The sequence below is a fragment of the uncultured Marinococcus sp. genome, from assembly GCF_947493875.1.
GTDB lineage: Bacteria > Bacillota > Bacilli > Bacillales > Marinococcaceae > Marinococcus.
Genome location: NZ_CANLSU010000002.1, coordinates 165,231 through 177,838, shown reverse-complemented (window position 1 = coordinate 177,838; position 12,608 = coordinate 165,231). Strand labels below are relative to the sequence as shown.

General features: G+C 47.6%; 14 protein-coding genes. 6 read left to right on the top strand and 8 right to left on the bottom strand.

Translation table 11 applies throughout. The annotated features are described in order from the left end of the window. Positions 1 to 2: 2 nt before the first annotated feature. Positions 3 to 332, bottom strand: a complete 330-nt coding sequence (locus Q0757_RS03710) for a tRNA-binding protein (RefSeq protein ID WP_298784878.1) — start codon at positions 330 to 332, stop codon at positions 3 to 5. Positions 333 to 447: 115 nt separating this feature from the next. Here Q0757_RS03710 and Q0757_RS03705 point away from each other — a divergent pair, with 115 nt between their 5' ends. Both Q0757_RS03705 and Q0757_RS03700 read left to right on the top strand, forming a co-directional pair. Beyond that, positions 448 to 831 carry a hypothetical protein gene (locus Q0757_RS03705; protein WP_298784876.1) on the top strand — a complete coding sequence of 128 codons (384 nt, stop codon included), beginning with the start codon at positions 448 to 450 and terminating at the stop codon, positions 829 to 831. A 239-nt stretch (positions 832 to 1,070) separates the two neighbouring features. Next, positions 1,071 to 1,811, top strand: a complete 741-nt coding sequence (locus Q0757_RS03700) for an SDR family oxidoreductase (protein WP_022793291.1) — start codon at positions 1,071 to 1,073, stop codon at positions 1,809 to 1,811. Between the two features lie 47 nt (positions 1,812 to 1,858). Here Q0757_RS03700 and Q0757_RS03695 read toward each other — a convergent pair whose 3' ends face one another. Then, positions 1,859 to 2,545, bottom strand: a complete 687-nt coding sequence (locus tag Q0757_RS03695; RefSeq protein WP_298784873.1) for a YqjF family protein — start codon at positions 2,543 to 2,545, stop codon at positions 1,859 to 1,861. A 172-nt stretch (positions 2,546 to 2,717) separates the two neighbouring features. On the opposite strand from Q0757_RS03695, the gene Q0757_RS03690 reads away from it, so the two are divergent. Next, the gene (locus Q0757_RS03690; protein ID WP_298784871.1) at positions 2,718 to 3,008 is read left to right on the top strand and encodes a hypothetical protein; all 291 of its coding nucleotides are present in this window, start codon (positions 2,718 to 2,720) and stop codon (positions 3,006 to 3,008) included. 55 nt (positions 3,009 to 3,063) lie between these two features. Here Q0757_RS03690 and Q0757_RS03685 read toward each other — a convergent pair whose 3' ends face one another. The 5 genes from Q0757_RS03685 to Q0757_RS03665 all read right to left on the bottom strand — a co-directional run bounded on the left by Q0757_RS03685 (position 3,064) and on the right by Q0757_RS03665 (position 8,619). Further along, positions 3,064 to 3,819 (bottom strand): hypothetical protein, encoded by a 756-nt coding sequence (locus tag Q0757_RS03685; protein ID WP_298784869.1) that lies wholly within the window; start codon positions 3,817 to 3,819, stop codon positions 3,064 to 3,066. A gap of 96 nt (positions 3,820 to 3,915) precedes the next feature. Continuing rightward, a complete protein-coding gene (locus Q0757_RS03680) occupies positions 3,916 to 6,510 on the bottom strand; it encodes a YfhO family protein (protein ID WP_298784867.1) in 2,595 nt (864 codons plus the stop codon). A gap of 15 nt (positions 6,511 to 6,525) precedes the next feature. Beyond that, positions 6,526 to 6,900 (bottom strand): GtrA family protein, encoded by a 375-nt coding sequence (locus Q0757_RS03675; RefSeq protein ID WP_298784865.1) that lies wholly within the window; start codon positions 6,898 to 6,900, stop codon positions 6,526 to 6,528. Continuing rightward, positions 6,897 to 7,832, bottom strand: coding sequence for a glycosyltransferase family 2 protein (locus Q0757_RS03670; protein ID WP_298784863.1), 936 nt, complete (start codon positions 7,830 to 7,832; stop codon positions 6,897 to 6,899). Before Q0757_RS03670 ends, Q0757_RS03675 begins: the two co-directional genes overlap by 4 nt. A 103-nt stretch (positions 7,833 to 7,935) precedes the next feature. Then, positions 7,936 to 8,619: a spermine/spermidine synthase gene (locus Q0757_RS03665; protein ID WP_298784861.1), complete on the bottom strand. Its 684-nt coding sequence runs from the start codon at positions 8,617 to 8,619 to the stop codon at positions 7,936 to 7,938. A 162-nt stretch (positions 8,620 to 8,781) separates the two neighbouring features. On the opposite strand from Q0757_RS03665, the gene Q0757_RS03660 reads away from it, so the two are divergent. From Q0757_RS03660 to Q0757_RS03650, 3 genes are all read left to right on the top strand, one after another. Continuing rightward, positions 8,782 to 9,663, top strand: coding sequence for an ROK family protein (locus tag Q0757_RS03660; RefSeq protein ID WP_298784858.1), 882 nt, complete (start codon positions 8,782 to 8,784; stop codon positions 9,661 to 9,663). A 92-nt stretch (positions 9,664 to 9,755) separates the two neighbouring features. After that, positions 9,756 to 10,283: a M15 family metallopeptidase gene (locus tag Q0757_RS03655; RefSeq protein WP_298784857.1), complete on the top strand. Its 528-nt coding sequence runs from the start codon at positions 9,756 to 9,758 to the stop codon at positions 10,281 to 10,283. A 113-nt stretch (positions 10,284 to 10,396) separates the two neighbouring features. After that, positions 10,397 to 11,464, top strand: coding sequence for an SDR family oxidoreductase (locus tag Q0757_RS03650; protein ID WP_298784855.1), 1,068 nt, complete (start codon positions 10,397 to 10,399; stop codon positions 11,462 to 11,464). 51 nt (positions 11,465 to 11,515) lie between these two features. Here the strand turns inward: Q0757_RS03650 and Q0757_RS03645 are convergent, their stop codons facing one another. Continuing rightward, the gene (locus Q0757_RS03645) at positions 11,516 to 12,454 is read right to left on the bottom strand and encodes an alpha/beta hydrolase (protein ID WP_298784853.1); all 939 of its coding nucleotides are present in this window, start codon (positions 12,452 to 12,454) and stop codon (positions 11,516 to 11,518) included. Positions 12,455 to 12,608: the final 154 nt, after the last annotated feature.

Sequence of the window (12,608 nt, the reverse complement as noted above, 5' to 3'; positions counted from 1 at the left end):
TCTCAGCCGATTTTTTCCCCGATCTTCGTTTCATGGTCTGTTTGCAGAAGAGTTACGCCTTCATCCGTATAGACGCCCAAAATTAAGCATTCTGAAGTAAATGAAGCAATTTTCATTGGTGGAAGATTCACAATACCAATCACTGTTTTCCCTTCGAGTTCATTTATTTCATATAGATCTGTAATTTGAGCACTGGACTGCTTTACTCCCACCCCTTCTCCAAAGTCGACCCACGCCTTATACGCCGGCTTTTTCGCTTCTGGAAATTCTTTTATTTGTACAATCCTTCCTACTCTGATATCCAGGTCATGAAAATTTTCAATAGAAGCCATCGAAATACCCTTCCTTTCTTCACTTTGATTATGTATCATCGTATCATAAGCGGTTATATTATTTGTAATATCCTGGCATATTTTCGGCCGGGAAACTCATTCGAGGTGAATCGACGTGCGGCGTTTTCTAACATTTTTGCTCGGAATTATTTTAGGTGCCGCCATGAATATACCTATTATCAGCATTGCCCGTTTTTCTGCTGAGTTGTTTATCGGGCAGGGGTACTGGCTGATTGGCATTGGGGCATCGGTTGTCCTTTGGCTTGTATTTAACCTTCCATTCATTCAATGGTTTGCCGCTTTTGCTGTGCGCTGGAGATGGATGAACCGTGTCGGCATCGGCCTGCTGATGATCGGTGTAGTCACTATGTTTCAGCTGAACAGTGGTGAACTGTTTTGGTATTACATAGAAATAGGGGTCATCATGGCCGCTTCCCTCTGTCTTTTGGTACAAATTATTTTCACTCCAAAGAAAAGACCCCCACATGTGAAGTCTTGAGCTTCCGGCGAAGAGCCGGGAGTTTTTTAGCCTTCAAACAGAAAAACAAAAAAATTTGCCTCACAGATCCTCTGAAGACCCCGTCACATACGCCTTTTATTTTATTTTTTCTCATTAGAAAAAATTGGATGATTGAATCAGCTCACAGCGGGTATCATATATTCCGATGCCACTTATCATTTTAAAGTAACTAACGTTATGGCAGAAATAGCTTATAAGAAAAAGGAGCGATACACGTCATGACAGAACTTCAAGGTAAAACATTTATTATTACAGGAGCAAGCAGCGGCATCGGTAGAGCAACTGCTAAAAAACTCGTCGAAAACGGCGCCAATGTAGCACTTGCTGCCCGCCGCCTCGAGCGCCTGAACGAAATTAAAGAAGAGCTTTCCGATCAGCCTGGTGAAATCATCGTCAAGGAAACCGACGTTACTTCCCGTGAACAGATGGAAGAACTCGGACGCGAAGCAGTAAATCACTTCGGCAAAGTATACGGCCTCTTTAACAACGCCGGCTTAATGCCGCTGTCTTTATTGAAAAACCAGAAGGTCGATGAGTGGGACCAGATGGTCGATGTAAACATCAAAGGTGTTCTTTACGGCATTAACGCCATCCTTCCACACATGATTGAAAACAACGACGGCCATATTATTTCCACATCCTCTGTGGCTGCCCACCAAATCTTCCCTGGCAGCTCCGTATACAGTGGTACGAAGTTTGCCGTGAAGGCAATTATGATGGGCTTAGAACAGGAAGTAGCCCAGACTAACATCCGTACGACTGCCATCTCTCCAGGAGTGGTTAATACAGAGCTTACTGAAACCATTACGGATAAAGAAGTAATGGAACAGTTCGATTCGGTACTGAACGTGCAGCAGCTGAATTCAGAAGATATTGCAGAAGCAGTATACTATGCACTTACTCAGCCGGCTCACGTGGACGTCAATGAAATTGTTGTTCGTCCGGTGGACCAGCCATAAAATCATGAACGTATTTAAGCCTCTGCTCCGTATTCGGCAGCAGAGGCTTATTTTTTTCGCAGTCTCGCAGCACCCACACTCACGCCGGGGCTGACCATAACATGATCGGGACGGCCGTCTGACTGCCTGAATCCGCCGGCTGTGAGGAGCCCGTTTTCTTCCTCTTTATACTCACCGCGGTACAGCTCCCACGGCTCGTGTACGACGTCCCCGTACCAAATCTGTCCGTCTTTCGCTGTATAAAAACGGTATCTTTCAGCAAGCCAGTTCTCGAGCGAGCCGGCAGCAGCCGGCAGCTGTTCTCCAGTCGCCCGGTATTTTGCGCGAAAGCGTACGTTCCCGGATCTCCGGTGGTGATTCCAGTACGTCCAGCTTTGATGACGGCGGATCGAAAAGCGTGCCTGGTAATACGGAATAGAAAAATTCCGTCGCGCGATCCAGACGCCAAGCGGAGAAGAAGCATCCAAATTATAAAAGTAAATGCCCGGCACCCCGTCCACACGTACATACGTGCGCAGATTTAGTTCCGGGAAGTTCAGCCCTGTCCCTCCCGGGAGAAAAAAAGGACGGATATCATGCATCGAAAATGAAACCACGCCTACATACGCTTTTCCCTGAAACGTATCTACATCCATATGATCCGGCAGGCTGCGGGCCACTTCGACGGGATTTTTTTCCCAATGTGCAAATAATGCGTCTCTCCATTTCATACGTATCAGCTGCGGCTCTTTCATCTGTGCTCCTTCTTCCTTTTCGTTTTATTTTACCCAATATACTACGGTTTGCCGCTGCTTTAAACTTAAATGGCTTCAGCTATACTATTTTTTTCCTGCTTCTTATTTTCCTCTCCAATAGGGTTTGTGATACATTGAAGGAAGTTTATTCTTCGCAAAGGAGCTCATATATATGGAAGACGCCAGAATGAAAATGTTCAGCAGCATGCTTTTAGCCATCTCTCTGTTACTCGTCATCACTACCGACATTCTTCTAATTGTTACTGCCATTGTGGTAGGCGGAGGCATTTCGTTATACGTATACGCTGGCCTTGTTATTACCGCTCTGTGGGGCGTTGGCCTGGCGGCTCATTTTAAAGCCCAGAGCCGGATAAGCTTTCTTATCTTTTTTATTTTAACGGTGCTTCTGTTGATCAACTTGTTCAGCGGCATTTTAACCGGGCCGGCGGTAGAATTTTCATAATAAAAAAAGGCCGCGCGGACGGCCTTTTTTTATTTCCCGGGAAATATGCGTGAAACTAACTTTTCTCACGCTCCGGCTTTAAACTCATAATGATACCATAAGCAAATGCAGCTCCGACAAGTACAATATAGGTAATTAGATTATAAGGAAATGGCAAAAGATCTACCGCAGAGATCACGAGCCATACCACAATCAGTGAGGCCACAATTACGGCGTACACTGGCAGAAAGCTCTTCTGGAGAATCCGGACCGCCAGGGCAGTAGCCATGATTGCAGCTGGCACGAACCACCATTTAAATGCTGCTGGAAGAACTACACCACCCTCAGGTACGTTTGTTATAAGGTCACGCACGGGAATAACCAGTACAAGCATTGCCGCCTGAGGAAGATAATTTAAGACCTGTTTCATCCGTTTTGAATGAAATGCCTGAATGGACCTGCCGTAAATCATTAAAAAACTGATTATTAAGGCCCCCGGGCCTAAAATACCAAAATACCAGATAGAAAAAACTGTCATGCCCCGCAGCAGATCCCACGACCATAAAGCTGAAAAAAGAATCCATGCAACCAGTATTAAAAATGATATATGTTCGCCTGTGGAAGGAGATACCTGCTTTTTAATTGCCTGACTGTAGACTCTCGGTTCCTTCGGCACTATTTCATACATGGAACCTCCAGCTTCTTCCTGCACCTCGACCGCTTCTTTGTCCGGCTGAATGGAAAGTTCTATGTCCTCCGTTTTTCTTCCGTATAAATAAAGATAATCCCCGACCTCCCGAAAATACTCTTCAGCTTGTTTGGATAAAGACATAAGCCCTCCTTTTCACATCCTTATTTTTCCACCAACCTGTATTCACTGTCAATACACATAAAAAAGCCCGTCCCGCCAGGCGGAACAGGCTTTACTTCAGTATTGTTTTCTTCTTCTTTTCACTCCCCATAATACTGCCAATATCAAAGAAACAACCGACACTGCAGTCATCCACCAGAAGTACGGAGGATAGTACGTAAGAGAAAGATTGTTTTCCCCTTCCTCAAGCGGCACAGCGGTAAACGCCCCATTTGCTTTTTCGACTGGTACACGTTCACCGTTCACCTTAGCTCTCCACCCTTTTTCATATGGAATGGGCATTACAGCGTACGTATCTCCAGCGTCGTTTTCAATAACCGCATCAACCTCATTGCCATCCACTTCTACTTTCCGGGTGATATCCTCTGCCTGCGCACTGGCTTCATTTAATTGTTCATACGTTTCTCCGTATACGGCCAGGTCTTCAAGGTGATATTCTCCTTCAGGCATCCGTATTTCTATCACGTTGTCCTCCGGATTCTCCACGCGGATCGTTAAATCATTTTCATCGGTACGGTACAGCGAATCTCTCGCCTTACGGGAAGTCTCAAATTCATTGACATTCATCCGGAAAAAGCCAACGCCGGGCTCCTGGCGGAGGAGGAAGTCCACGTAATACTCCTCCACGTCTTCATTCTCCGGCACTATAATATTAAGTCCGCCCTCTTCCCCGGTAACCGTAAGCATTTCATTCTCGTAAGTGCCATTTACCGCCTCGACATTTTCACGGGTGATAACCGACTCTTCCTGGGGGAAGTCGGCCGCTGCGTCCGGGTTCTCGAGAATCACGCCGTTTAGCATAGCATGCTCCTTCGCAAGCGGTGCCGCTTCTTTTGCATCTTCATAGGCATATACCTGATCCGTCGTCCGTACAAATGGAAGTACATTTTCATTCTGATAAATAATATAATCATCATTTTCAACAAATGGAGTAAACCCGTACGGCACGCTTTCATCCCCGTCTTTTTCAAACATGGCGTATTCCCCGCGCAGCAGGCTGTATATATTTGCCCTTCGCCCGAAATCGGAATACCGGCTGATACTTTCTCGTCCGAGATCGATCTGAAGGTCATTGTAATAAAACATGAGCAGTTCTTCATTCAAAATACTTGAGTATGCCCCTGCCCCGTAAAAATCCAAATACAGCGGCGTATTTGTACGCTGAGGGTCTTTGATCCAAGTAGTGCGGGACAGCGCGTCGGGATCCTCCTGCGCAGCTTCATCAAGCAGTTCGATCTGATCTGCATCCATGTAATCCTCGCTCATGAGAAATTCCTGCGTCGTTTCGTTCATACTCCCACGTTCAAACAGCTTTTCATACTGGTACTGATTGGCGACCACCACGCTCGTCATAATGGCAAAAACGGCAGTGATGATCCTTTTGCCGCGCACGTCCGTAAGGGTTGTCACAATAAATGCCGCGAGCGAAATGATGATCATTCCGGGTGTCAGCCACCCGCTCCAGTGGTCGATGGAAAAATCGTCATCCCATAGATAAAACAGAACGTACATGCCTGTCGCAAAAATAAGCGAAGGCACCAGCTCCCGCCAGTCGAGCTTCCGGATATGCTGGACGCCTGCTGCCACTGCGCCAGCAAGTAAAAACGCAGCGATATACTCGAACCGGTTCCGCGGCGCGGATAAGCCGTTAAACACGCTTCCCATCAGTGGACTGTAATGAAATACGATAAATAACAGCGCTAGGATGGTAAACAGCACAAAGCGTGGATCCTTATACAGCTGTTTCCAGGCTGCAAACACTAAAAAGATAGTCGGCACAATAAGAAAACGGCTGTCGAGCAGAATGTTGCTTGTGTTATCAAACAATACGATCTCCTGTTCAAAATCCGGCCGGTAATTGTTAAAGTACCCGTACACGCCGGCGAAAAAGCCGGTCATTCCGATGCCGAATCCGAGCAGAGAGCTGCCCCCGAAATAAAGTATCTGCTTTCCAATCTTTGTTTCTCCAGGCCCAAGACGGATCAGCCACCTGGCTAAAATATAAATACCGATAAAAATAAGCACGATATAGGAAAAGTAGAAATTCGAAAAGACGGTTGCTGCGAGTGCAAAAATAAACAGCAGCGGTTTTTTCTCCCGAATTATTTTTTCCACCCCGTATACGAGCAGCGGGAGCCAAATGAAGGCATCCGCAAAAAACTCCCAAAACGCCGCGTGGCGGAAATACATTACACATGTGGCGTACAACAGGGCCCCTGTCAGGGCAGGCACGCGGCTTAGCTTCATATAGCGGAAGCAGGCGTACGTTAAAAAGGAAACGAGTGTCATCCGGACCATGCTGATAAAAATGACGGCCTCGGTCCAAAAAGCTGCGTCCGGCTCACGGATCAGCCCCAAAAGCTCCAGCGTATACACTGCTGCTATCTGGAAATAAAAGAACAGGTTCGTCGAATAATAGTACCCGAGCTGGGTAAACATACTGCCGCCAAGCCCAAGCTGAAAGGAATAAAAAAATTCACCGCTCGTGTAATGATCATACAGCAGCTGCTTAAACGGCCCCATCTGATTCAACCCGTCATTAGGACCGGCCATATACGTATCATTGGTCCATTGATATAAGAAAAATGCGTGCGCTGCGATGACTGTCAGAATGACTGCTGCTGCAATCCCCCATATATGCTTGTGTTTCAACATTCTCTCCCCACGCTATCTTTTTAGTATTTTCCCTGTGACAATGAACGTGACCGGTATAGTAAAAATCACCGCTCCGAGCGGCGCGATAGTACTGTTAATACTCAGCCATTCCACGAATATATAAGCAAAAACGGATGAAGCCCCTACGTTTACTACCTGGGTCAGCGGAAACTGAAAAAACTTTTTCCATGTCGGCCGGACCTTGTAAGTAAAGTATGTATTTAAAAAGAAAGAAATGACAAAGCTGATAAAAAACCCGGTAATATGGGCGATCATATATGGCACCGAAAGCACCACGTGAAGCAGTAAGTAGGCGGCGTAGTAGTTTAATGTATTCATACCGCCCACTAAAACAAATCTGGTAAACTCATTATCCAACTGTTTCATGCATCTCGCCTTTTCGTATTAGATTCCTGCACTAAATAATGCGGGCGTCTTTTCGTTTCGTAGTAAATGCGTCCGATATACTCCCCGAGCACGCCAAGACTTAACAGCTGCACGCCCCCTAAAAACAGTATAGCGGAAATTGTCGTAAAATAACCCGGCACTTCAATTCCCATCCGCACAATCTGGACAAACGTGATACCGATATAAACCAGTGCAAGCAGCATCACGATCAGCCCGGTATACAAACAGAGGCGCAGCGGACGGTTATTAAAGGAAATCATGCCGTCCACGCCGTAATTCAGGAGGCTTGAAAACGACCATTTGGTTTCGCCTTCCTGGCGCTGGACATTTTCATAATAAACTGTTTTGGCTGGAAAGCCGATCCATGAAAAAAGCCCCTTCGAAAAACGATTGGCTTCACTCAGGGACAGCAGAGCGTCCAGCGCCCGGCGGCTTAACAGACGGAAATCACCGACACCGTCTTCAAGCTTCACATCCACCATTCTGTTAATAAATTTATAATACATTGTAGCCATGCCGGAACGGAATTTTGAATCTCCTTCCCGGTTCCGTTTTGCGATTACCTGATCATAGCCTTCTTCGTAGCCTTCAATCAGTTCTAAAATTACCTCGGACGGATGCTGCAGGTCAGCGTCAATGATTACTACCGCATCCCCATCCGCGTGATGCAGCCCGGCAATTAACGCTGCTTCTTTTCCAAAGTTGCGGGTAAACGAAACGTAGCTTACATTTTCATGCAGCCCGGCAAGCTCTCTCATCTTCGTCAGCGTCCGGTCCGAGCTTCCGTCATCGATATACAGTGCCTCTATTTCATAGGGCAGATGCCCTAAATGGTTCTGCAGTGATTCATATACAGACACAATGTTGTCCTCTTCATTAAACGAAGGAATTACGATTGATATCTTTTTCATTCCATTTCCTCCCTGGCCCCTTCATCTACCACTGTTTTCACAGTACTTTCATATCGTACCCTTCTCTGTATCCTTTGTATCACTGTAGAGGGCTAAAAAAATCTCAAAAATTGTGTGATGGATGGATATGTTCTGCTTTCCTGGCGTAAAAAATAACATCCGGACCGCCGCGTCCGGCCTCCACCTCCTCTACCCATACATTATCAAACAATTCTTCCAGACTGTTTTCAAAGGCACTGGAATAAGAAGCGCTCCAAAAAGCTGCCACTCCTCCTCCCCGGAGGACGCCGAAAATCGTCTGTAGACCTCCAGGTTCATACATATAGTGGTTGCCTTCCCGGACAAGCCAGTCAGGGCCGTTATCTGTATCCATACATATAACGTCCCAACAGGTGTTTGTTTCTTCTTCCAGAAACACTTGGAGATCACCCTCTACGATTTTCGTTTTGCTGTTTTCTGGTGCCCTTTTGTTCCATTCCTGAAAATAGAAATGGTTCCACTCAATTATGTGCTTTTCCAATTCCACGACGGTTACATAAACTGTATCTGCATGCCGCACTGCCTCGTCGAGCGAAAAACCAACGCCCAGGCCTCCGATCAGCACCGATTCTGCTGAAAAAGCATGATTCAGCGCTTCCTGCACCATGCGCCGCTCCGACTCTCCGTTGTGGGTAGCCATCAAAAATGTGCCGTTGCTGATGACTTCATAGTGAGAGTCCCGGCGCTGCAGCTGCAATTCTCCGCTTTGCCCCTGAACATTTGCTATTATTTCTCTGTTACTGCTCATTCAAGCTTACTCCTTTCCCGCCCGGCAAGTATATTTCATATTTGCAAAACAAGAAAAAAAAGGTACGATTAAAAGGTATACAGAATTTTATCCATATGGAATTTTCATTTATTTTGAATGATCTTTTTTATTATTTTAGAAAAAGACCAGGAGGTTGTTTATATGCTCGGCGCCATTGAAGCAGGAGGGACTAAATTTGTCTGCGCGGTCAGTGAAGACGGCCGTGACATAAAAGAACGTATTTCTATTCCAACTACGACGCCTGATGAAACTATGCGGCAGGTGTACGATTTTTTCCGTGCTTTTTCTATCGAAGCTGTTGGCATTGGTTCTTTTGGTCCGATTGATATTAATACAAAAAATGATACATACGGCTATATCACTACAACACCAAAAACAGCATGGCAAAACTTTAACATTCTCGGAGACGTACAAAAACACCTTGCTGTCCCGGCAGGCTTCACCACCGATGTCAATGCAGCGGCGCTCGGAGAATGGAAGCACGGCGCCGGTGCTGGAAAAACAAGCTGCCTGTATATGACAGTCGGTACCGGTATCGGTGTTGGTGCTGTAATTAACAACAATATTCTTGAAGGCCTGAACCATCCGGAAGCCGGGCATATCATGGTCCGCCGGCATCCCGGGGACCAATTCACCGGCACTTGTCCCTACCACAGCGACTGCCTTGAGGGGCTTGCTTCAGGACCTGCGGTGGAACAGCGATGGGGAGAAAAAGGCAGTGAACTGACCTCCCACCCGGAGGTATGGGACCTTGAAGCTTATTATCTCGCCCAGGCAATGATGAATTACATTCTGATTCTTACCCCCGAGCGGATTATTATCGGCGGCGGCGTAAGCAAACAGCCGTCCCTGCTTGCAAAAGTACACGAAAAAACGCAGCAGCTTCTGCAGGGTTATGTTCAGGATCCAATGATCACTCACAATATCGATCAATATATTGTTACCCCGGACCTCCACGATGATGCGGGCATCACCGGTGGATTTGCGCTTGCTGCCCAGGCCCTCGAAAACACTCACGGCTAAAGGCAGACGGCTCCGGAACCCAAATTCTCGTTTATACTTCCTGTACGCAGGTTGAAAAAAGAAAGGAAATCAGCTGAGTGAAAAGACATGTCTTGCTACTTATAACCGGGCTGCTTCTCATTCTGGTCGTACTCGGGTGGAACAGCAGGCAGAATCCTCTTCCCGAGGTGGAAGCAAGCGAAGTCGTTGAACAGAACAGCCTTCACCCTGTCGTCGAGGAACGAAAAAATGAATGGATTCAGCGTGCAGAGCAGCAGGGGATCGACGTTGTAGTAACGGATGAATACCGTTCGGTGGAAGAACAGGATGCCCTATACGCCCAGGGCCGGACGACACAGGGAGAAATTGTTACGCGGGCCCGGGGCGGAGAATCATACCATAATTACGGGCTCGCCGTTGATTTTGCGTTACGTACACCAGACGGAGAGCTTGTCTGGGATATGGAACGAGATGATAACGGCAACGGAGAAGCAGACTGGACGGAGGCCGTGGAGATCGCTAAGGAACTCGGCTTCAGCTGGGGCGGGGACTGGCCCGGATTTAAAGACTACCCCCACCTCGAGATGACCTTCGGCCTGAGTCTCGAGGAGCTTCGTGCCGCTGAACAGCAGAATACGTAATTATCATCGCCCGGCCAGTTGTCCGGGCGTTTTTTCCCGTTGGCCAGGTTAGGCCTCTGCCGATTTGTGGTATACAGCTGTATTACCCTATATTCTGAAAGGAGTCCTCTTCAATGACTAAAACCGCCCTGGTCGTAGGAGCCACCGGCATAATAGGCAGCAGTATCCTAAAACATATTTCATCGCTCGAAGACTGGACCGCTGTGGGTATTTCCCGTCATCAGCCGGAGGATACGCACGGTGCCGATTATTACGTGGAGGCCGATCTCTTAAAAGAAGAAGAAATCACACAGGCACTTCAGGACGTGCCTGCTGTCACCCATATTTTTTACGCAGCCTACCAAGACTATGATCCCCTCTCCAAAGAACAGATCACAGTTAATACCGATATGCTCCGAAGTGCCGTTCAGGCCGTGGAAACGACCTCCACTCAGCTTCAGCGTGTCGTATTGATGCAGGGAGCCAAAGTGTACGGTGCCCATCTCAGCGCCTTTAAAACACCGGCACGGGAAAGCGATCCGCGTCATATGCCGCCGAACTTTTATTACAACCAGGAGGACTACCTGCGGCGCCATCAGAGTGGGAAAAGCTGGTCATGGACAATTTTGCGTCCCGACGTCGTATGCGGCTATTCGGTAGGAACTCCCATGAATTTAAGCATGGTTATTGCTGTGTACGCCTCTATTTCTAAAGAGCTTGGCCTTCCCCTTCGTTTTCCGGGAAAAGATGTTACCTACCGGTCACTCGCCCAGGTTACCGATGCCGGCCTGCTCGCCCGCTGCTCCGTCTGGGCTGCACTGCACGAGCCGTGTGCATTTGAGACATTTAATATCACCAACGGAGACTTCTTCCGCTGGGAACACATGTGGCCGGTTATTGCCGAAGAGTTTCAAATGAACACCGGGCCTGTGCAAACGATTACACTCTCTGATTTTATGCCGCTGCAGCAGGAGCTGTGGGAGGGTATGCAGGAAAAATACAGCCTGCAGAATATTCCGTTTGATAAACTGGCCGCCTGGCCGTTCGGTGATTTCATTTTCAATGTAGAATACGATGTGATGTCTGATACTAATAAGGTAAAACAGTTTGGTTTTACTGAAGTAGTGAACAGCGATGATATGTTCCGGCAGCTGCTTCGCGAATTTCGGGAGCAGCGGCTGATCCCGGACTTTTCAGACTGAACTCTGATACGCCTGAAACACCCATCCGCCTGCTTCCGGATGGGTGTTTCATCATTTCCCGATATGCTTTTGTACAAATGCCCGCATATAGTTCATCGCTTCCTGTCCGTCCTCCTCAAGCGGAAAATGGCTGATAAATCCGTGAATCGTCCCGTCCACCCGGTGATGATGCACATCTGCGTTTGCCTCTTTCAGCTGACGGGCCAATTCTTCACCCTCATCCCGAAGCACATCATACTCTGCTGTTATAATAAGTGTAGGAGGATTCCCGCGTTTTTCTTCATCCCGCATTGGTACAGCCAGCGGATCCCTGCGTTCATCCCAGGCTGATAGGTAATGCGCCCAAAAGTCGCCCATATTTTTAGCCGTCAGGCCGTAGCCTTCACTGAAACGGTGATATGATACATAAGCAGGCTCTTCCTCCCGGTTGTAAAAATCAGCGACAGGATACAGAAGCATCTGTCCTTCAAGGTATGTTTCTTCTTTTCGGAGCAGCGTAGACGCTGCGTATACAATATTTGCCCCAGCGCTGTCACCACAAAGATAAAACCGGTCCTCCGTGTTCGACCAGTCCCGGTACTCCGAAAGCACCCAGCGTACAGCGTCCAGGCAGTCGTATACTCCTGACGGAAATGGGTACTTCGGTGCGAGCCGGTAATCCACTGCTACGACATACGCCCCCAGTTCATTGGCCAGCACCCGGCAAAAGGTATCATGAGTTTCAAGGCTCCCCACAGCAAATCCGCCGCCGTGGAAAAAAATCACTACAGGAAGCGGCTCTTCAGAAACCGGCTTGTATCTGCGCACGGTTAAGGTCCGTCCCTCTGAACCAATATCTTTATCCCACACTTCAGCCACGGCTGGTCGTTCCGACGGTGCGGGTGTCATTTCATTTCTTCGCCTGCGTTCATCGACTACTTCCTCCACTGTTTCCACTTCGAAGGAACTGTTTTGGTTCAGATACTGCTTTACATGGTCTCGAAGTTCCATTATTTCCGCCCCCTTCTTTCTATAATAGCCCATACCCTGAATTTCGTCTGCCTACCCATCAAACCGCGTCTTTGTTTTCGTATCCATTGACGATGGCTGCCTGAAGTTATATAGTTACGCTAACATAATGACTATGGCTAAAGTAGGGGTAAAT